Origin of the sequence: uncultured Psychroserpens sp. (assembly GCF_947492715.1) — a bacterium.
Lineage (GTDB): Bacteria > Bacteroidota > Bacteroidia > Flavobacteriales > Flavobacteriaceae > Psychroserpens.
In genome coordinates, this window is the sequence record NZ_CANLNS010000002.1 from 368578 (window position 1) to 388660 (window position 20083).

15 protein-coding genes are annotated in these 20083 nt (G+C 34.5%); 5 read left to right on the top strand and 10 right to left on the bottom strand.

Annotated features, from left to right (window positions below; genetic code table 11):
• Positions 1-163: 163 nt before the first annotated feature.
• Positions 164-2947 (top strand): excinuclease ABC subunit UvrA, encoded by a 2784-nt coding sequence (gene uvrA / locus Q0787_RS08540; RefSeq protein WP_298902023.1) that lies wholly within the window; start codon positions 164-166, stop codon positions 2945-2947.
• Between the two features lie 2 nt (positions 2948-2949).
• Here the strand turns inward: uvrA and Q0787_RS08545 are convergent, their stop codons facing one another.
• Together Q0787_RS08545 and Q0787_RS08550 are read right to left on the bottom strand one after the other, a co-directional pair.
• Positions 2950-3474 (bottom strand): hypothetical protein, encoded by a 525-nt coding sequence (locus tag Q0787_RS08545; protein ID WP_298902024.1) that lies wholly within the window; start codon positions 3472-3474, stop codon positions 2950-2952.
• A 1-nt stretch (position 3475) separates the two neighbouring features.
• Entirely contained in the window at positions 3476-4555 is a 1080-nt protein-coding gene (locus tag Q0787_RS08550) for a DUF3667 domain-containing protein (protein WP_298902025.1), read from the bottom strand.
• Positions 4556-4767: 212 nt separating this feature from the next.
• Between Q0787_RS08550 and Q0787_RS08555 the strand changes: the two genes are divergently transcribed.
• Positions 4768-5466 carry a hypothetical protein gene (locus Q0787_RS08555; protein WP_298902026.1) on the top strand — a complete coding sequence of 233 codons (699 nt, stop codon included), beginning with the start codon at positions 4768-4770 and terminating at the stop codon, positions 5464-5466.
• Between the two features lie 85 nt (positions 5467-5551).
• Here Q0787_RS08555 and Q0787_RS08560 read toward each other — a convergent pair whose 3' ends face one another.
• Positions 5552-6151 carry an aspartyl/asparaginyl beta-hydroxylase domain-containing protein gene (locus Q0787_RS08560; RefSeq protein WP_298902027.1) on the bottom strand — a complete coding sequence of 200 codons (600 nt, stop codon included), beginning with the start codon at positions 6149-6151 and terminating at the stop codon, positions 5552-5554.
• Positions 6152-6322: 171 nt separating this feature from the next.
• Here Q0787_RS08560 and Q0787_RS08565 point away from each other — a divergent pair, with 171 nt between their 5' ends.
• On the top strand, positions 6323-7531 hold the full coding sequence (locus Q0787_RS08565) for a hypothetical protein (protein WP_298902028.1): 1209 nt from the start codon (positions 6323-6325) through the stop codon (positions 7529-7531).
• 107 nt (positions 7532-7638) lie between these two features.
• Here Q0787_RS08565 and Q0787_RS08570 read toward each other — a convergent pair whose 3' ends face one another.
• The 4 genes from Q0787_RS08570 to Q0787_RS08585 are packed head-to-tail and all read right to left on the bottom strand — an operon-like array spanning position 7639 to position 13176.
• Positions 7639-9099 carry a polysaccharide biosynthesis C-terminal domain-containing protein gene (locus Q0787_RS08570; protein WP_298902029.1) on the bottom strand — a complete coding sequence of 487 codons (1461 nt, stop codon included), beginning with the start codon at positions 9097-9099 and terminating at the stop codon, positions 7639-7641.
• Positions 9099-10376 (bottom strand): glycosyltransferase family 4 protein, encoded by a 1278-nt coding sequence (locus tag Q0787_RS08575; RefSeq protein WP_298902031.1) that lies wholly within the window; start codon positions 10374-10376, stop codon positions 9099-9101. The genes Q0787_RS08570 and Q0787_RS08575 overlap by 1 nt, the downstream gene beginning before the upstream one ends.
• Positions 10377-10401: 25 nt before the next feature.
• On the bottom strand, positions 10402-12861 hold the full coding sequence (locus Q0787_RS08580; RefSeq protein ID WP_298902236.1) for a YfhO family protein: 2460 nt from the start codon (positions 12859-12861) through the stop codon (positions 10402-10404).
• A gap of 30 nt (positions 12862-12891) precedes the next feature.
• The gene (locus Q0787_RS08585; protein WP_298902033.1) at positions 12892-13176 is read right to left on the bottom strand and encodes a DUF4834 family protein; all 285 of its coding nucleotides are present in this window, start codon (positions 13174-13176) and stop codon (positions 12892-12894) included.
• Positions 13177-13278: 102 nt separating this feature from the next.
• Between Q0787_RS08585 and Q0787_RS08590 the strand changes: the two genes are divergently transcribed.
• Together Q0787_RS08590 and Q0787_RS08595 are read left to right on the top strand one after the other, a co-directional pair.
• Entirely contained in the window at positions 13279-14256 is a 978-nt protein-coding gene (locus Q0787_RS08590; protein WP_298902034.1) for a transporter, read from the top strand.
• 12 nt (positions 14257-14268) lie between these two features.
• Positions 14269-15390: a GNAT family N-acetyltransferase gene (locus tag Q0787_RS08595; RefSeq protein WP_298902036.1), complete on the top strand. Its 1122-nt coding sequence runs from the start codon at positions 14269-14271 to the stop codon at positions 15388-15390.
• 50 nt (positions 15391-15440) lie between these two features.
• On the opposite strand, the gene Q0787_RS08600 is transcribed toward Q0787_RS08595, so the two are convergent.
• The 3 genes from Q0787_RS08600 to Q0787_RS08610 all read right to left on the bottom strand — a co-directional run bounded on the left by Q0787_RS08600 (position 15441) and on the right by Q0787_RS08610 (position 20029).
• The gene (locus tag Q0787_RS08600; RefSeq protein WP_298902037.1) at positions 15441-16700 is read right to left on the bottom strand and encodes an aminotransferase class I/II-fold pyridoxal phosphate-dependent enzyme; all 1260 of its coding nucleotides are present in this window, start codon (positions 16698-16700) and stop codon (positions 15441-15443) included.
• A gap of 156 nt (positions 16701-16856) precedes the next feature.
• The gene (locus Q0787_RS08605) at positions 16857-17894 is read right to left on the bottom strand and encodes a PLP-dependent cysteine synthase family protein (RefSeq protein WP_298902038.1); all 1038 of its coding nucleotides are present in this window, start codon (positions 17892-17894) and stop codon (positions 16857-16859) included.
• A gap of 74 nt (positions 17895-17968) precedes the next feature.
• Positions 17969-20029, bottom strand: coding sequence for a S9 family peptidase (locus tag Q0787_RS08610; RefSeq protein WP_298902039.1), 2061 nt, complete (start codon positions 20027-20029; stop codon positions 17969-17971).
• Between the last annotated feature and the right edge of the window lie 54 nt (positions 20030-20083).

The following is a 20083-nucleotide window of genomic DNA, read 5'->3' on the forward strand; positions in this document are numbered from 1 at the left end:
ATAGGCTACTCGGTTTTAACTGTTTATGTTCTCAAATATAACAACAATCATTCCGAAATTCCAAAAAAAAGTACAAAACTTTAACATTTTAATGAACAATAATTCATTTTCTAAGCTTCATTAAAAGAACTATCTTTGCACTTTCTTATTCGCAACAACTCCTATGAACAGTAGTATTTTAGACCTAAATCCTAAAGAAAATATCATCATAAAAGGTGCAAAACTGCATAACCTAAAAAATATTGATGTGGTTATTCCTAGGAACAAATTAGTGGTTATTACTGGTTTATCAGGTTCTGGGAAATCAAGTTTAGCCTTTGACACCTTGTATGCTGAAGGTCAAAGACGTTATGTAGAGAGTTTATCTAGTTATGCACGCCAGTTTTTGGGGCGTCTCAACAAACCTAAAGTAGATCTCATTAAAGGGATTGCGCCTGCCATAGCAATAGAGCAAAAGGTAAATAGTACTAATCCGCGCTCTACCGTTGGAACAACAACAGAGATTTATGATTATTTAAAGTTACTATTTGCAAGGATAGGAAAAACCTATTCTCCAGTATCTGGTAATCTAGTAAAAAAGCATCGCACAAAAGATGTATTAGCGCTAGTAAAATCTTTTGAAGAACGAGAAAAACTACTTCTCCTCTCTCCTATTGTTTTGGAGGAAGGGCGTTCAATGGCAGACAAACTTAACGTCTTAAATCAACAAGGCTATGCTAGAGTTCAACATAAAGAAAATGTCTTACGAATTGATGAAGCTCTAGAAAAAAAAATAAGCAAAGATATTTTTTTAGTCGTTGATCGTATTGTTGTAAAACATGAAGAAGATTTTTATAATCGTTTAGCAGACGCCATAGAGACAGCATTTTTTGAAGGAAAAGGCACTTGTATTATTGAGTCATTATCTGATAAAAAACGAACAGAATTCAATAATCGATTTGAATTGGACGGCATGACTTTCCTTGAGCCTAATCCGCATTTGTTCAGTTTTAACAACCCTTATGGCGCATGCCCAAAGTGTGAAGGTTATGGAGATGTTATTGGCATTGATGACGATTTAGTTATTCCAAATACGGGATTATCGGTTTATGAAAATGCTATCTTTCCATGGCGTGGTGAAAGTATGAGCTGGTATCGTGATCAATTGGTTAACAATTCACATAAATTTGATTTTCCTATACATAAGCCCTTTTTCGAATTATCACAAGAACAGAAACAACTCATCTGGGATGGTAACGACTATTTTGAAGGATTGCATTCATTTTTCACAGAATTAGAATCTAAGGCTTATAAAATTCAAAATCGTGTCATGCTCTCACGCTATCGTGGAAAAACAAAATGTAATATCTGTAAAGGGAAACGATTACGAGAGGAAGCTAATTATGTGAAAATTGCTGACGTCACTATTACCGATTTGGTTGAAATGCCTTTGGATAAATTAGCCGTCTTTTTTAAGGAATTGGAACTGGATGATCACGACACAACGATTGCTAAACGTCTCCTTAAAGAAATAAATAGCAGATTATCCTTTTTGAGTAATGTAGGTTTAGATTACTTAACATTAAACCGAAAATCTAATACCTTATCTGGAGGTGAAAGTCAGCGTATCAATTTAGCAACGTCTCTAGGTAGCAGCCTAGTTGGATCAATGTATATACTTGATGAACCAAGTATAGGTCTGCATCCAAAAGACACGGAAAAATTAATTAAAGTATTACAGGCGCTTCGAGATTTGGGTAATACTGTAATTGTTGTTGAGCATGATGAAGACATCATGAAGGCTGCAGATGAGATTATCGATATTGGACCAGAAGCTGGAACTTTTGGTGGTGAAGTTGTAGCAACAGGAACTTATGAGGATATTTTAAAATCTGAATCATTAACCGCTCAATACCTTAACGAAACATTAAAAATTGAACTTCCTAAACAAAGACGAACGTCTAAATACTCTATTGAAATAAATGGTGCTAGAGAGCACAACCTACAAAATATAGATGTCTCTTTTCCTTTAGAGATGCTTACCGTTGTAACAGGTGTTTCTGGTAGCGGAAAAAGTACACTAGTAAAAAAGATCTTATTTCCAGCTGTGCAAAAGCAACTTACTGGATTTGGCGATAAACCAGGACAATTTACCGAACTAAAGGGTAATTTTAAAAACATTAAACACATAGAGTTCGTAGATCAAAACCCTATTGGACGATCATCACGATCAAACCCTGTGACATACATTAAAGCCTATGACGATATTAGAGCTTTATTTTCTAGTCAGAAACTTAGTAAAATTCGAAATTATCAGGCTAAACATTTTAGTTTTAATGTTGATGGTGGACGATGTGAAACTTGTAAAGGTGATGGTGAGGTTACAATAGAAATGCAATTTATGGCAGATGTTCATTTAACCTGTGAAACTTGCAATGGAAAGCGTTTTAAGAAAGAAGTTCTAGAAGTTACTTTTGAAGGGAAAAACATCGATGATATTTTAAGTATGACCATTGATGATGCTATAGCTTTTTTTGAACAACACAAAGTTTCAAAAATTAAAAACAAACTCCAACCATTACAAGATGTTGGTTTAGGCTATGTTGCATTAGGTCAAAGCTCCTCTACTCTTTCGGGAGGTGAAGCACAGCGAATTAAACTTGCATCCTTTCTTGGTAAAGGCTCTAAAAGCACTAATGCTTTATTTATATTTGACGAACCAACCACTGGATTGCACTTTCATGACATCAAAAAATTATTGACATCATTTCAAGCCTTAATTTCTAAAGGTCATTCCATTATTGTTATCGAGCATAATCTAGATTTGATAAAGTGTGCAGACCATATCATCGATTTAGGACCTGAAGGAGGCAATCGTGGAGGTCAACTCATAGTGCAAGGTACTCCTGAAGCTATTGTAAAAAATAAAGCATCAATTACAGGTCAGTTTTTAAAGGATAAAATTTAAATCTATTCCACAGGAATAGGTGTTTCTATTTGCTTTCCATTTTTAAATTCTACTAAGACGCTTTTAACTGCATGATACATGCCATTTTGAAATGCATAATGAAATGACTTGTACTTGGATCCATCAAGGGTCACAACTGTAGTAATCGTTTTATAACCATTAGGCCCAGGAATATTGTATCGAAAGGCTCCTTTTAATTTTCCTATAATTTTATAGGCATCCTTGAGTTGATCATACTGTAAAATTTCATAACTACAATTAGAGTCTAAAGCACAAGCGCTCTTGTCATAGACCATTAATTCCTTTAATGAATCATCATTTAAATCGAACAAATAATAGCTTTTTTCAGGCTTCAGACTGTCTAAAGAATCCATGGCTTTTTTTAAATGTAAGTTCTTAGGTTTTTGAATTTCTACTTGCTTGGGTTTATGACTCGCAACATTATTTTCGACATGAGCGTTAGAATCTCTATTACAAGAACAGAGAGAACATACCAAAACAAAGAACATCAATCTTTTTACAATCATACTAGTAAAACATAAACGAGAATATCCCTACCACAAAAAAGGCTAAAGGAGCAACAAATAATAAGAACATAAATGTGGCTACACCACTCTTAAACCAGCTTAAAAACCAGCCTTGTCCATAAAAACGCTTAACCGCAAACATTAAATAAAAGAAGGTTGACAAAAACAGCAACCAATCTATCCAATCAGGAATATCAACAATAAGGTTGATTAAATATAAAATACAAAACGCGGTAAATAAAAATGAAAAGAAGTACAAACTAAAGACTAAATGATGTGAATAAGGTCCTTTTTTGTAATACAGAACTTTTAAAATAAGTGCAAAAATTGGCAATAAGAAAAATAAAGCTATAGGTAAACTATTGTATAAGGTGAGTAATATTGTACCAACGCCTTTTTCCTTGTACAATTTAAGCATCTGAGTATAGAATTTTCGCTTAAGAAACCCCGCGTCATCAGGCATTCCCATTGCTCTTATAATCTCATCTTCCTTAGCTTCTATTTTAATTAAAGAGTCTACTTTCTTCTGGTCAAAATCAAATGTTAAGTTTGTATTTCGCGCTTCCTTTGCAGCCTCTGTTCTTATTATAGAATCTAAGACCTTTACATCCTCTTCATTAATTCCTAATGCTTTTTGATTATCCTTTATAGGTTTGGTTAGCCTTTCAAGTTGTAGTGAATCTAGTGCAGGTTTTTGTATACTATCTAAAGGAACACCCGATAAGGTTACGGCATTATTTTTTTGTAACTTTTTATTAAGTATATCCGTATTCTCAGTCACTGTAAATGAAAAGACAAAAAAGAAAATAAAGGCAACAAAAAGATACATCTGACCAGGATGTAAATACACCAAACGCTTACCTTCAATAAACTTTTGAGGAAGAAATCCAGGTTTAAACATCAAAGGGAGAAACCCTCTTAAAAATCTAGCATCAAACGAAAAATAGTTGCTTATCGTGTTATAAAACAACACGCCCATGGTAAGGTCTTCTTCAGCTTTTTGCCCGCAATTAGGACAAAACTCAAACTGTTTATCTAACTCAGAATCACAATTTAAACATTTTGATATTTGGTCTTCCATATATTGGGTTGGTTAGTCAGATAAAAGTAATAAAAAATTGAATTCTACAGCTCGTTTTTCAATTGAAACATTTTCAAAACATTTTAAAAACCAATTTAAATTATTGATTATTAGTCTTTTATAACTTTGGCACGCATATTGGTTTATTCAAATCAAATAGCGTAAGCCGAAAAGCTACAATTATGAGTAGGCAAAATTAAAACCTTATTACTATGAAAAAATTAGTACTACTTTTTACAGGATTGTTAATGGGATTAACATCTGTATCAGCAGCAGAAACAGTAACTGCAACACAAGGAGATGATTTTAATAATTCACGCTATCGTTTTGCAGAACCTATAGTGTTCATTGAGCGTGGTGTAGAATTTTTAATCTTTCCTGATGGAAGTTTCGATTTCAATACAGAATTCGGAAACAACGTATCAGAAACGTATTATAGAACCTCAAGAACTCGTAGAAGCTCTGTAAACACAACTTATGGTGCACCAGGAACAGTAAGTAGAGTGAACTACTCTACGCCTAGACCAAGAGGTGTTATCATTACACATGATAGTAATGGTCAAGTACGTAGAATTGGCAATGTATTTATTAACTATGATAGACGAGGTCGAATTAAACGTGCAGGATCTGTGTATATGAGTTATCAAAGAGGAAATGGTTTTCTTCGTCAGGTTGGCGGATTAAGAGTTAACTATAACCGTTGGGGAGAAATTGTACACATTAGTGGAATTGTAAACCATAATAACGCTACACTAAATTGTGGTGTTGGATCTGGAGTTGGTGGAAACCAATATGACGACTACGGATATGACGGCGATTATGATGACGATTTTTACTACTACAGAAAAAATGGTAAAGTAAAAAAACACAAAAAATCTAAACACAAGAAATATAAAAAATATAGAGATTAAAAAATCTTGATTTTTTTGGTTGGTTGTTCACATTATAAGTGAACATATATAAAATCCCGTTGGCTACCCCAAGCCTTCGGGGTTTTTACTTTACAAAACTATCCTCTATAAGCTGACGTAAATTATCGTTAGGAATCATATCAATGGTTAAATTCACACGTTCTATATTACCCGCATTAATAACACGATGTTTATCGGTAAGTCTCAAATACCAACACTCACCAGGTTCCATTTCAACCGGTGTATCATTTAAATAAAAAGTAACATCATCATTTTTTACAATGGGAATAGTTAATCTTATAACAGAACGTTCTATTTCTAAACCTAGTGTTGGATCAGTATGCTCTTTAACTTCAGAGTGAGGCGCTAACCTCAATAACCTCACTAAAGTTACCGTTGTAATTTCCTTAAACGAGTTTATAATATCGTTTAAATATGGAGAATTCATTAAGGCATTAGTATCTAACCAATCTGTCCACGAACCATCAGCATAGTCTGCCGCTGGAGGTGGTTTAGGTAGTGATTCATCAACAATATGAGCGGGAGCTCTGAGTTGAATAACATCATAATATTCAAAATCAGCGGCTTGTAATGCCATATATTCATCAAACAACTTATTTGCATCAAAATGAAATGGCAACTTTACTCGATCATTAATTAATTGGGTGGGTTGTACTGTAGTCATATGTTTAGGACATGTAATTTCTATGCACTAAAATAAACGTCACAAACCATATTCTTATAGGTAGATTTACCTGTTTTTGTAACTTACTGAAAACCAATAAAATAAATAACGTTAACCTTTTTTGGCACACTAATTGTTTTATAATGAGTGTAATCAAAAATATTTACAATTATGAAACGAGTATTATCATTTTTTGCTGTATTGTTCCTAGTGGGGACAACAGCGCATGCAACAACCACCAACACAGTAGAGTCAAATGTATCACACAACTATGTTAGAGGTTATGGTAATTCTTTCATTTTTGTTGAAGGCGGTATAGAATTTTCCGTTTTTCCAGATGGTCAATTTGATTTTTATATGCAAAATTATGGGCCAAATGTTAACGTAGGGGTCAATACCGGAAACGTATCAATTAGCTTTAATAGTGGATATGATTATAACCCTTATGTTCAATATGACGATTATGGTGCTATCATTCAAATAGAAAACACTCCCATTTATTACGATTATTACGGACGTGTTTCGCAAGTTGGAAATGTCAACATCAATTACAATAGTTATGGACGTGTCGCTCGTGTAGGAGGCTTATTTGTTCATTATAACAGATACAGAACGTTTACACATTGTACAGGTTTTATTAATGTATACAACAGAGCATATGTATATAGACCTTGGCACACTTATTATGTGATACCTCCTGTAAACTATTGTGTTGTTTATGCTAGACCTTATAGACAATATTACTCACCTGTTAGGCATACATATTATAGACCATATAGAAATAATGTAAGACAGGCTGTTAGAGTTGGTAGTAGACGTGGAACAGTAGCAACTACTAGCCGTAGAGCTAACGAACGTTACAGACAAGAAGCAACAACTAGACGTAGTGTTGAAAGAAATACTACGCGCTCAACTCGAAGAGGTAATGACAGAAGTGTATCGGCTAACACCAGACGCACTAATAGATCTAATACACAAATAACCAGAGATGATAGTAAAGTAACAACGAGAACAACTCGAGGAACTAGAGCTACTGACAGAACAGTAAGAGGTAATAACAAAACAAATACAAGAACACAGAGAGATACAAGAATTAGAACTACCAATCCGAGGTCTAATTCAAAAACTAGAGATGTGACCAAACCATCTAGATCTGTGTCTAATAATAAAACGACAACTAGAAGTGTTAGAAAAAATTCATCGGTTAGAAAACCAAATTCATCTAATACTCGTATATCTAGTAACAAACGAAGCACTAGACCTTCTTCAACTGTGAGACAGTCAAGTAGTAGAAAAAAGTCTTCGGTGAGAACACCAAGTTCTAGAAATTCTTCCAAAAGTAGAAGCTCAAGAACATCAAGAGGAAGATCACGATCGTAACAATATAAATTTTTTGGTTGGTTAGTAGAATGTCCCGTAAGTAGTATGCCTCAAAGCACCTTATGGGACTTTCTCGTTTTAAACACCTATATCGCTTAGGTGTTTCTTTATTTTATTCTGAAAAATTGACGTACCTGATCGTTTATGTCTTCTGAAATTCGCAATTTATATATAGTAAAACCATATACAACTCCAATTGCTAAAGATTTCAGAGTTATATTGATAAAAGGGTTAAACGGAAAATCCCAAAAGTAAAACACTGCCACAATAAGAAGTAACAATAACGTGATTTTTAGTGTTCCATTGGTAAATGGAAGCATTCCAAATTTTTGTTTTACAAAATAAACTTTAATGGTATTGTAAATTACAATGGCTAAAAATGTTGCTAAAGCCGAACCATTTATGCCATACCTCGGAATCAGAATAAGATTAAGTACTATGGCGAGAATTGCCAAAATCACTCCAAATAACAAAACCACACGATAGTAATCACTATTAAATAAAATAGCATTATTATTTCCCAACAGGTTATCATACAGCTTGGCGACACTTATTAAAAACACCACAATTAAACCTCCGCTAAATTCTGGTGGAATAATAGCATACAATTCGCTAATATTTAAAACAATTAATAAAAATATAAAGCCGCTTACCACATAAAGCGTTAGTGAACTGCGTTTATACAAATCTTTAAGTTCGCTCTTGTTGTTTTCGTTTAAAAATTTAGCTGTAAGTGGCAATAATATTTGATGCATAGCGCGTTGTGGAACAGCTATAACAGTTGCTATAAACACTGCAACACTATAATGAGCAACAACAGAAATAGGCTCAATAAAGTTATTCAGCATCACTTTGTCTAAATCTAAAATGAGCGTTGCTATAGAACCAGCAATTATAATAAGAGATGAATACTTGAGAATTGAACTCAGCTTATCAATTTTATTAAATCGAAATACAGGCAATCGTTTGGTAAATGCATATAACATCATAACAAATGCTCGAATGACATAAACACTAACAATGCCTGTAAAAAATTGATCTATAGTAATTATATCAAAATAAATCAAAAACAACAACGTCATGGCGCCTACTCGATGAAAAACCTCTTTCATAAAATTACCAAACACTGTTTGCATTTGCACTTTTACCCAAGCATAGAAGACTTCAAAATAAGCCATAGCTAAAGCTGTAATGTAAATATACCAGAGATACCCTCTAACAATTTCATTTTTTTGAGATAAGATATCTGCGATCGCATCATATCCGAGGTATCCAACCAGAGCCACAGGAATAGACAACACCAAGGGCATTAACAGCATTAATGTTAGAAAACTGTTGAGTGAATTTTTGGTTTTAAATGTCGAATAAAATTTAACAATAGTATTATGAGCACCAAATGCCATAAGTGGCATCATAATATTTGCTGCTGATAGAATATAAGCAACCAATCCATAATAGTCGTCTGTAATAAAATTGGTGTACAGAAACAGTGCATTTATAGCTCCTATTCCGAAACCTAAATACGTGGTGATCGTGTTTTTAAAGGATTGATTAATAACAATTCCCATTAGATAATCTCAGACAAACGTTTGGTTAGCGACTTTCTACTATACTGTTCTAATCCAATAGCATGAACAGCCAAGGTATTAGATTTGTATGCTTCAAAATACGATAAAATTTGAGATTTAATAGTGTCCTTACCATCATAGTAAAAATAATGTCCTGTATTTGTTGATTTCAAAATACCCTCTACATCAGAATCTGTTGGCCCAACCGCAATAATTGGTGTGCCAGATGCCATATACTCAAATAACTTTCCAGGAATAATAACTTTTGTGTCTTCTGAATCAATTTCGACCATAATTAATACACGCGAGGCCATTTGCTGTTTTATAGCGTCTTCATGAGACACATATCCCAAATTATCAATATAGTTTTCTAAACTGTTCTCTCGTAAGGTTTGTAACACATCTTCACTTACAACTCCTATAAGTTTTAATTGAAAGGCCTTCTCGAAATCGCTATGCTCCTCTAACAACTCACTAATAGCTTGCCACAATTCCTTAGGATTACGCTCTGAAAGCAATGATCCAATATGCGCCAAAGTAAATTTTTCATCTTTAGATGGTCGCTGTATATGATGGTTATCATAACCGTTTGTAATTACTGAAATTGGACGCTCTGTTTTAGATATAAACTCGTGTTTTGTATTCTTGCTGGTGACTATAATCTCATCGGCATAATTGAGAACAGTCTTTTCTAATTGGTTATGTTTTTCTTCAGAAGGTTTGGTGAGTTTTAATTTTTTGTGATACCCTATGGTTGTCCAAGGGTCTCTAAAATCGGCAAGCCACTTGACCCCTAATTGTGCTTTAAGTTGACATCCAATTAAATGTAAACTGTGCGGTGGACCAGTGGTTATAATAGTATCAATATTATTGTCCTTTATAAGCTTTGTAAGGTATTTCACTGAAGGTTTTACCCAATTCTTACGAGCATCAGGAATAAAATAATTGCCACGAACATACAACAATAACTTTTGGACAAAGGACTGTTTTTTTTCCTTTGGAATCACCCCTGAACTAATCTGTTTAGCGTTTTTTTTGGAAAGCATACTAGCAAACCGATAAGGCTCGCTAATGGGTTGTTTTATAATTCTAATGCCTTCTGGAATCTCAACAAGTAAACTTTCGTCAACGATGGGATAATTGGGGTTTTCTGGGCAGTAGACTATCGGTTCTACTCCAAATTCGGGCAGATATTTAACAAACTTCAACCATCGCTGTACACCTGGACCTCCTGCAGGTGGCCAATAGTAAGTAATGATAAGAACTTGTTTCTTCATCCGATTAAATTTTTAAGAGTAAAAATTAATCTTTTCCTTGTTTCAAGCCAAACCACAATCCACCAATCAACAAGAGTACAAACACAATGGAACTTCCTAAAGAAATCATGCTTCCTGTCTGTACCACATCTGGCTCAAAACTAAATACAATCTCATGTGCTCCAGCTGGCACTTCAAGTCCGCGTAATACATAATCTACACGCTGAATACTTTTCTCTTTACCATCAATTGTAGCTTTCCATCCATTACCATAGAATATTTCAGAAAACACAGCAAAGCCATCGTTTGTGTTGGTCGACTTATATTTTAAATAATTAGGTTTATATTCTGTTAACGTTATTCCTGCTAAAGAATCTACGCTATATGTCGATGGTAAGTTCAAAGGGCGTTTGGTAATAATCCCATTACCAGGGTTTGGACCTTCGTAAATAGCCTCTTCTAACGTATTCAAGTTTTCTAGAGCCATTATAGCATCATTTGCAGATGGCACCAATGTTAGTTTAGAAACAAACCAGGCATTACCATTGGCATCCTCATTCACAAAAGGAAATATCTGTCCTTCCTCTTCTGCTATAATATATTTGGTATTTAGCATATTGAGAACATTCATATTATTTCGTGCAATATGAAAATCGAACAATTCATCAAAGCGCTTTAATTTAGCGGCATGATAACCGCTTAATGAGTTATGAAAATAAGCAGCTCTAGCAGGCATTCCTTGTCCTGCCGAAGACACGTCGATGACTCTAAAGTGACCATCGTCTTTCATAATTTCTTTATCTGCAGCATTCGCTTGATATGGTTTGTTTACCTTAACTGCCGATACGAAGTTTTCGGTATTTACATAACGACGGTCTACACCAACAAGATCAAATAAAATCAGAGCTGCAAAGATGACAACGACTAATGTTTCTGACAACTTCTTTTTCAAAAACATGAAAATTGTCCCTGCCGACAATACTACTAAAATTAGCGTTCGTAAGGCATCTTGCGTAAAAAAGGATCTTCTATCGTCTCGTAGAGCATCAATATATCCTTGTCCATAATCGCCATATAATTGTCTGTAATAGCCGTCATTTACACCTACAAAGTCAAAACTTCCTTTAAACAGTAAAAATAGTACAGCCAAACCAGCTGCAATACCAGCAGAAATCTTTAAAGCGGTGAGTTTACGCCCATCTTTATCAAAATCATTAAATAGCCTTACCAATCCAAAAATAGCCAACACAGGAATACAGAGTTCTAAAATAACCTGAATAGAACTCACAGCCCTAAACTTATCATATAATGGTACGTAATCAATAAAGAAATCGGTTAAAAACGATAAATTCTTCCCATAAGATAGCAGTAATGATAACAGTGTTCCTCCTACGAGCCACCATTTTAGTCGACCTCGAACTAAAAACAAGGCAAACACAAACAGAAAAATAACAACGGCTCCAACATAAGCAGGTGCTTCTACAATGGGCTGATCTCCCCAATAGGTTGGCGCTCTTTCAGCCTCTTGTCGTGCCTGCGCAGGTGTTGCGCCTAAATTTCTAAAAAAGGTATAGATTTCAGAATCTTTACCTACATCTTCATTATTTCCTCCGCCAAAAAGCCTTGGAATATAGAGGTTAAACGTTTCCATTTTCCCATAGCTATATTCGGTAATATAATCTTTGCTCAAACCTGAAGTGACCACCTTTGGTGAACCATCTGGGTTAATACTAAGTTCACTCTTACCACGTGTACTCTCTTTAACATACTCTTGGGTTGCAAGAATATTAGTAGCATTCAACCCTATAGCTAATATTAAAGCCACAACCATAAGTCCTACCGACTTAAAAAAGTGCTGAAGCATTTTCTTTCTATAGGCGTCAATTAAATAGGAAGCACCTAAAACAAGAACCAAAAGCATTAAGTAATATGTCATCTGGAAATGGTTAGCTCCTATTTCTAAAGCCAACGCAATTGCTGTGAGTAAAAAGCCTAAAATGTATTTCTGCCTAAAAGTGAGAACGATTCCTGCTAAAACCATAGGCATATATGCAATGGCATGTGCTTTACTATTATGCCCTACACCTAAAATAATTATGAGGTATGTGGAAAATCCAAAGGCGAGTGCGCCTAAAGCTGCCAATTTAAAGTCAACCTTTAGTGCTAATAACAATATGTAAAACCCTAAAAAATAGATAAATAAGTAATCTGCTGGACGAGGCAAAAAGCGCAAAACAGAATCTAATTTTTTAACATAATTGTGCGGATATCGTGCACCTAATTGATAGGTTGGCATACCTCCAAAAGCACTGTTGGTCCAATACGTTTCTTCACCAGTTGATGCCTTAAATTCTTTTTGTTGCTGTGCCATACCAATATAATGCATGATATCGCTCTGCTTAATTTGCTTGCCTTGTAATACAGGGCTAAAATATAATAACGAAACAACCACAAACCCAATAAGAACTGAAAGGTGTGGTAAGAATTTTTTAAATGAAAACTGCATAGAATAATTGACTTTCAATAGACTCGAAAATTAGTCAATTTCTTCGTAATCTATGTACTCTCCTACTTTTTTATTTGAAGATGAATTAGCATTAGGTATTTTATCTATAACTGTTTCGCCTTCTTTATGCTGTTGTCCTTGCTGGTGTCTTTGTTGTTGCTGAAATTGACCTTCAAATTTCTGTTGCATCTTTTTAGACATATAACGCACTAGATAAGGCGCAAACAAGCGCGAAAGGATTTTTAATCCATAATACACCAAAAGTATAATAAGAATGGTTCTGATAAAACCATATAATGATGCTTCTTGTAACATTAAATTAAATTTATTCAAAAATACAATTATCTGTACTTAAAAACAGTTATAAATACTTAAAAAAAATATAAAATCTCTATATTTGACTTAAATCGATAACCTATGAACCTTACTAAAAAAGCCCTTTTGTTTACGGCTTTGTTAATCACCCAGTTAACATTCTCGCAATATACAGAAGTAATTAATTCTAATAGACCAGGTGTTTCTCGAAGTGCATTTTCTGTAGGAACCAATGTCGCCCAAATTGAAGTTGGCCCTTACATTATAAAAGAAGAGCATACACCTTTAAAATATGAAGTTTCTGGATTTGGAGCCGACTTTGCAGTGCGTTATGGTTTACTTTTCGAGCAACTAGAAATTAACTTAGAAGGAACGTATCAAAACGATACTTTTAAAGATAATCGATCTACAATCTCTACGGAAAACAAACGTTCAAACTTTAAGAATTTAACTATTGGAGCTAAATATTTAGTATATGATCCTTATAAAAACGCTGAAGAAGATAAGCCTAATTTATATAGCTATCATGCCAATCGTTCGTTTAAATGGAAATCGCTAATTCCTGCTGTTGCGGTCTATGCAGGAGCCAATTTTGACACAAAGAACAATCCATATACAGCACCAGGTATAGAAGGTTTTAGTCCGAAAATCATGGTAGCCACCCAAAATAATTTTTCTGGAGGCTGGGTTTTGGTTCTAAATCTGATTAAAGACCGCATTGGAACCGATTATTCTGATTTTCAGTATATTATTACCCTAACGCATTCTTTCAATCCGCAATGGGTTATTTTTGGTGAAGCTCAAGGAATACAAAGTGATTTTTATGCTGATAATTTATTCCGTTTTGGTGGTGCTTATTTATGGAGTAAGGATTTTCAACTAGATACAGCCTTAACATTTAACACTAAAGATACACCATCTGTTTTTGGTGTTAATTTTGGAATGTCGTATCGTTTTGATTTTCACAAAGACAAAGAAACAGATAATAGCACGTCAAGAAGTGATGCCGACAATAGAAAACCTAAAAAGAAAAAAGGTAAAAAGAAAAGAAGTGATGATTTTGACGATGGAAATCTTTAAGCCTATCCCTCTATGATTACAGTTAAAGAAATTCATTCTAAAAAGGACATAAAGGCATTTGTCAAGTTTCCTTTTAAACTTAATAAAGGATCTTCTTCGTGGGTACCTCCAATCATAAAAGAAGAAATAAAAACCTTTGACAAGACCATTAACCCAGTATTTAAAGATGCCGAGGCTCGGTTCTTTTTGGCTTATAAAGACAATGAAATTGTTGGTCGTATTGCAGCAATTATTAATTGGCTGGAGGTAAATGGGAAAAATGAAAAGAAAATGCGCTTTGGCTGGTTTGATGTTGTCGATGATATCAACGTTACTAGGGCTCTATTAGAAAAAATTCATGAAATTGGAAAGTCACATAGTTTAGATTATGTAGAAGGGCCTGTTGGATTTTCAAATTTAGACAAAGTTGGTGTTCTTACTGAAGGATTTGATCAAATTGGTAGTATGATTACATGGCATAACCTACCTTATTACGCCTCTCATTTTGAGCAATTAGGCTATGATGTAGCGAAACGTTACTCTGAGAATGTCATGGAATTTAAGAATATTCTACCCGAATTCTTCTCTAGAGTTCAAACGCTTATAAAAAAGCGCTATGAACTTAAGGCTTTAAATTTTACGGAGAACAAAGACATCATGCCTTACACTGATGAAATGTTTGAAGTCTTTACAAAATCTCATGCTGTCTTATCGTCTTTTGTAGAAATTAATGATGATCAACGTGAATATTTTAAAAAGAAATTTATTGGATTCCTCAACCCTGAATATGTAAAATTTGTGCTAGACAAAGAAGGCAAACTTATAGGGTTTGGAATTGTAACGCCTTCGTATGCTAAGGCATTACAAAAAATGAAAGGCAAGTTATTTCCGTTTGGAATTCGCCATTTATTACATGCAAAAAGGCACGCAAAAACAGTTACCTTTTATTTGATTGGCGTGCTACCCGAATATCAAAACAAAGGAGTAACCGCGATTTTGTTTCATGAATTTCATAAAACATTTTCTGAAAAAGGAATACAGCTATGTATTAGAGGGCCAGAACTAGACGATAATGAAGCCATTCATAAATTGTGGAAAAACTTTAAGCCTATTACAAATAAAAGACGTTGTACGTTTAAAAAAGATATTGCATAAAAAAAATCCGATTCAAAAAATGAATCGGATTTTTTTTAAATATTATTTCACTACTCACCCATCGCAGCCATAACTGCAGCAGATAAACGTTTATATGTGCCATTTTCTAAACGGTCTCTAATTGCGTCAAAAGCATCAAGGGTTTCTTCAACATCCTTTAAGGTATGCGTTGCAGTTGGTATCATTCTCAATAAAATCAATCCTTTTGGAATCACAGGATACACAACTATAGAACAAAAGATTCCATAATTTTCACGTAAATCACGCACTAAAGCCATCGCTTCTGGAATACTTCCTTTCAAATATACTGGAGTCACACAACTTTGAGTCGTACCAATATCAAATCCGCGTTCTTTTAAGCCAGATTGTAACGCATTAACAATGGTCCAAAGGTTTTGTTTAAGCTCTGGCATTGTTCTAAGCATATCCAAACGTTTTAAAGCTCCAACAACCAATTGCATTTGCAATGATTTCGCGAACATTTGAGAACGTAAGTTATATTTTAAATAATCAATAATCTCTTGATCGGCAGCAATAAAAGCACCAGTACTAGCCATAGATTTGGCGAACGTAGCAAAATACACATCAATATCGTCCTGTACACCTTGCTCTTCTCCTGCTCCTGCTCCTGTTTTTCCTAATGTTCCAAAACCATGAGCATCATCAACAAACAATCTAAAATTAAATTTCTTCTTAAGCGCCACAATTTCCTTTAAACGTCCTTGTTCTCCACGCATTCCAAAAACACCTTCAGAAATAACCAAGATACCTCCTCCGGTTTGCTCTGCCATTTTAGTAGCACGTTCTAAGTTCTTTTCTAAACTTTCAACATCATTATGCTTATAAGTAAAGCGTTTTCCCATATGAAGACGCACGCCATCAATAATACAAGCATGTGCATCTACGTCATAAACAATAATATCATCTTTAGAAACCAAAGCATCAACAGTAGACACCATTCCTTGGTAACCAAAATTCAATAAATATGCTGCTTCTTTACTTACAAATTCAGCAAGTTCATTTTGCAATTTTTCGTGTAAATCTGTATGACCAGACATCATTCGTGCACCCATAGGGTAAGCTGAGCCATATTGAGCTGCTGCTTCTGCATCTACTTTGCGTACTTCAGGATGGTTAGCTAAACCAAGATAATCATTGATACTCCAAGTGATCACTTCTTTCCCTTGAAACTTCATTCTATTCGAAATTTGTCCTTCTAGCTTTGGAAACACAAAATATCCTTCAGCCTGAGAAGCCCATTTCCCTAATGGTCCTTTATCTTTGTAAATCTTCTCAAATAAATCCTTCATTAAAGCGAGTTTTTAGTCTTATTAGTTGGGACAAAATTAGGTAATTATATTATGACAGCATAATATTTTTATGAACCAATGTTTATATCCTCATTAAACATAAAAAACCTACCACGATTAAACGTGATAGGAATTTTAGTGATTTCTATTATTATTTTATTTTATATACTGAATTTTCTCAGTTACTTCTTTCTGGCTATCAAAGAAACCTTGGTCTTCCATCCATTTATCACTGTATACCTTACTCATGTAACGCGACCCATGATCTGGAAAAATAACCACCACTTTATCCCCTTCTTTAAAGGTTCCTTCTTCATTAAGTTGTTTTAGAGCTTGCATCGCTGCTCCACTTGTATACCCTACAAATAAACCTTCTGTTCTTGAAATTTCACGAGCTGTATGAGCACTTTCTTCATCTGTAACTTTTACAAACTTATCAATCAAATCAAAGTCTGTTGCAGTAGGAATTAAGTTTTTACCTAAACCTTCTATTCGATAAGGGTAAATCTCTTTATCATCAAATTCTCTTGTTTCATGGTATTTTTTTAATACCGAACCATAAGCATCTACACCAATCACTTTTACGTCTGGGTTTTGTTCCTTTAAGAACTTAGAAATACCAGAAATTGTACCTCCTGTTCCGCTGCAAGCTACTAAATGGGTTATTTGACCTTCAGTTTGCTCCCATATTTCAGGACCAGTAGTATGATAATGTGCATCGAGGTTTAATGCGTTAAAATACTGATTGATATAAACAGAACCTTTAATTTCATTATGCAAACGTTGTGCTACTTGATAGTACGAACGTGGATCGTCTGCACTAACATTTGCTGGGCACACATATACTTGCGCTCCCATTGACTTTAACATGTCAATCTTATCTGCAGATGATTTTGAACTTACCGCCAAAATACACTCGTATCCCTTAATGATACTAACCATAGCAATACTAAAACCTGTATTACCAGATGTCGTTTCTATAATGGTATCTCCAGGCGTCAAAATACCTTGTCTCTCTGCTTCTTCTATGATATGAAGTGCAATTCTATCTTTTGACGAATGACCTGGATTAAAGGCTTCAACTTTAGCATAAAAGTCTCCGTCAAAATCTTGGGCCATTTTATTTAACTTGATAAGAGGTGTTTTACCTATTAACTGTAAAACATTATCAAACACTTGTATGTCTCTTTTCATAAATGCTATTTATCCGTTTCCAATTGAATCAATCTAAAACATAAAACCTCGCAAAATTAAGATTTTTTTTTGAATTAGCTAGTAATTCCCTCTAAGTCTAATAAAAACGCAAATTCTCTGGCATCTTCTTTTAAGGATTCAAAGCGACCTGAAGCACCGCCATGACCAGCTTCCATGTTCGTGACTAAATATAGTTTGTTGGTATCTTGTTTATAAGTTCTGAGCTTAGCCGCCCATTTTGCAGGTTCCCAATACTGTACCTGAGAATCATGCAAACCAGCCGTTATCATCAAATTAGGGTAATATTGCCTTTTAATGTTGTCGTATGGCGAATAACTCTTTATATAATCATAATACATTTTGTCATTAGGGTTTCCCCATTCATCATATTCACCTGTAGTTAATGGTATTGTATCATCTAACATTGTAGTTACGACATCTACAAATGGTACTGCCGCAATAACCCCGTTATATAAGTTTGGAGCTTCATTAACGATAACCCCCATCAACAAGCCGCCAGCACTTCCTCCCATGGCATATAAATGCTGAGATGACGTATAGTTTTGTTCTATCAAATATTTTGAACAATCTATGAAATCAGTAAAACTATTTTTCTTTTTTAGAAGTTTCCCATTTTCATACCATGGCCTTCCAAGGTATTCACCACCTCGAACGTGAGCAATGACATAAATAAATCCACGGTCTAACAAACTCAGTCTAATTGATGAGAAATAAGGATCAATTGTAGAGCCATAACTTCCATAAGCATATTGTAATACAGGCGCTTTCCCATCTAGTTTTGTGTCTTTTCGCCTCACCAAAGACATTGGAATTTTGCTCCCATCTTGGGCTGTTGCCCAAATACGCTCTGAAGTATAATTGTCTTTATCAAAATTCGGGTCTAAAACGGCCTGCTCCTTTTTAATCTCCTTCGTTTTTGTTTTCATATTGAAATCAATTACAGAAGATGGATTTGTCAACGAATTATAACTGTATCTAAGAATTTCAGTATTAAAATCGACATTAGTTCCAGTATTTGCGGTGTAGGTTTCATTATCAAATGGCAAGTAATAATCCTCTTGATTATCCCAGCGTTTAATTCTAATTTGATTAAGGCCATTAGAGCGTTCGCTCACTACGAGATAATCCTTAAAAATATCAACATCTTCAAGAAGCACATCATTTCGGTGTCCTATTACTTCAATCCAATGTTCAATTCCTGTCTCGATTTCAGGAGTCTTCATTAGTTTAAAATTAACAGCATTGTCGCCATTTGTCAAAATATAAAACTGATTTTCAAAATGTGCGATGCTATATTCTAAACCGCGTATACGTTTTTGAAATAGTTTGAATTTCTCATCTGGAGCATCTGCTTTTAACACGTGAAATTCATTAGTTAACGTACTGTAGCAAGCAATAATTATATATTTTCTAGATTTGGTTTTATAAACAGCCACACCAAAGGCTTCATCTTCCTCTGTAAAAACGAGCGTATCCTTGTCTTCAGGCTCTCCAATTTTATGTTTAAAAATCTCATTAGAACGCAGTGTTTGTGCATCTTTCTTTGCATAAAATATGGTCGAATTATCATTAGCCCATGTAGAGGATCCTGTTGTATTTTCAATAGCATCAGAAAATAACTCGCCAGTAATCAAATTTTTAACCTGAATGGTATATTGACGTCTACCTACTGTATCCATTCCAAAGGTAATCATCGTGTTATCTGGACTTACACTTAATCCAACTAGTCTAAAATAGCCATGACCCTCAGCCATGCTATTACAATCAAATAATAATTCTTCATTAGCCTCCAGCGTGTCCTTCTTACGAGTATATATAGGATAATCTTTACCTTTTTCGTAACGTACTATATACCAATAACCATTGTACTTATAGGGAACAGACGTATCATCTTCCTTAATTCTGGCCTTCATCTCTTCAAAGAGAGAAGTTTTAAATTCTTTGGTGTGCGATGTCTCCTGTTGGTAAAACTCGTTTTCGGCATTGAGATAATCCAAAACATTATGATCTTCCCTTTGATTCAACCAAAAGTAGTCATCTACTCGTTTATCATTATGTTTTTCTAATGTCTTTGGTTGCTTTTTTGCTATGGGCGCTTCGATGGTCGTCTTCATATAGTATATTAAACAAATATGCTTTGCTTTTTTCTTTTTATAAGTGTGGCAATT

Bases quoted from the DNA above. Each gene is read 5' to 3' on its own strand.
- uvrA (WP_298902023.1), top strand. From the start codon at position 164: ATGAACAGTAGTATTTTAGACCTAAATCCTAAAGAAAATATCATCATA.
- Q0787_RS08545 (WP_298902024.1), bottom strand. From the start codon at position 3,474: ATGATTGTAAAAAGATTGATGTTCTTTGTTTTGGTATGTTCTCTCTGT.
- Q0787_RS08550 (WP_298902025.1), bottom strand. From the start codon at position 4,555: ATGGAAGACCAAATATCAAAATGTTTAAATTGTGATTCTGAGTTAGAT.
- Q0787_RS08555 (WP_298902026.1), top strand. From the start codon at position 4,768: ATGAAAAAATTAGTACTACTTTTTACAGGATTGTTAATGGGATTAACA.
- Q0787_RS08560 (WP_298902027.1), bottom strand. From the start codon at position 6,151: ATGACTACAGTACAACCCACCCAATTAATTAATGATCGAGTAAAGTTG.
- Q0787_RS08565 (WP_298902028.1), top strand. From the start codon at position 6,323: ATGAAACGAGTATTATCATTTTTTGCTGTATTGTTCCTAGTGGGGACA.
- Q0787_RS08570 (WP_298902029.1), bottom strand. From the start codon at position 9,099: ATGGGAATTGTTATTAATCAATCCTTTAAAAACACGATCACCACGTAT.
- Q0787_RS08575 (WP_298902031.1), bottom strand. From the start codon at position 10,376: ATGAAGAAACAAGTTCTTATCATTACTTACTATTGGCCACCTGCAGGA.
- Q0787_RS08580 (WP_298902236.1), bottom strand. From the start codon at position 12,861: ATGCAGTTTTCATTTAAAAAATTCTTACCACACCTTTCAGTTCTTATT.
- Q0787_RS08585 (WP_298902033.1), bottom strand. From the start codon at position 13,176: ATGTTACAAGAAGCATCATTATATGGTTTTATCAGAACCATTCTTATT.
- Q0787_RS08590 (WP_298902034.1), top strand. From the start codon at position 13,279: ATGAACCTTACTAAAAAAGCCCTTTTGTTTACGGCTTTGTTAATCACC.
- Q0787_RS08595 (WP_298902036.1), top strand. From the start codon at position 14,269: ATGATTACAGTTAAAGAAATTCATTCTAAAAAGGACATAAAGGCATTT.
- Q0787_RS08600 (WP_298902037.1), bottom strand. From the start codon at position 16,700: ATGAAGGATTTATTTGAGAAGATTTACAAAGATAAAGGACCATTAGGG.
- Q0787_RS08605 (WP_298902038.1), bottom strand. From the start codon at position 17,894: ATGAAAAGAGACATACAAGTGTTTGATAATGTTTTACAGTTAATAGGT.
- Q0787_RS08610 (WP_298902039.1), bottom strand. From the start codon at position 20,029: ATGAAGACGACCATCGAAGCGCCCATAGCAAAAAAGCAACCAAAGACA.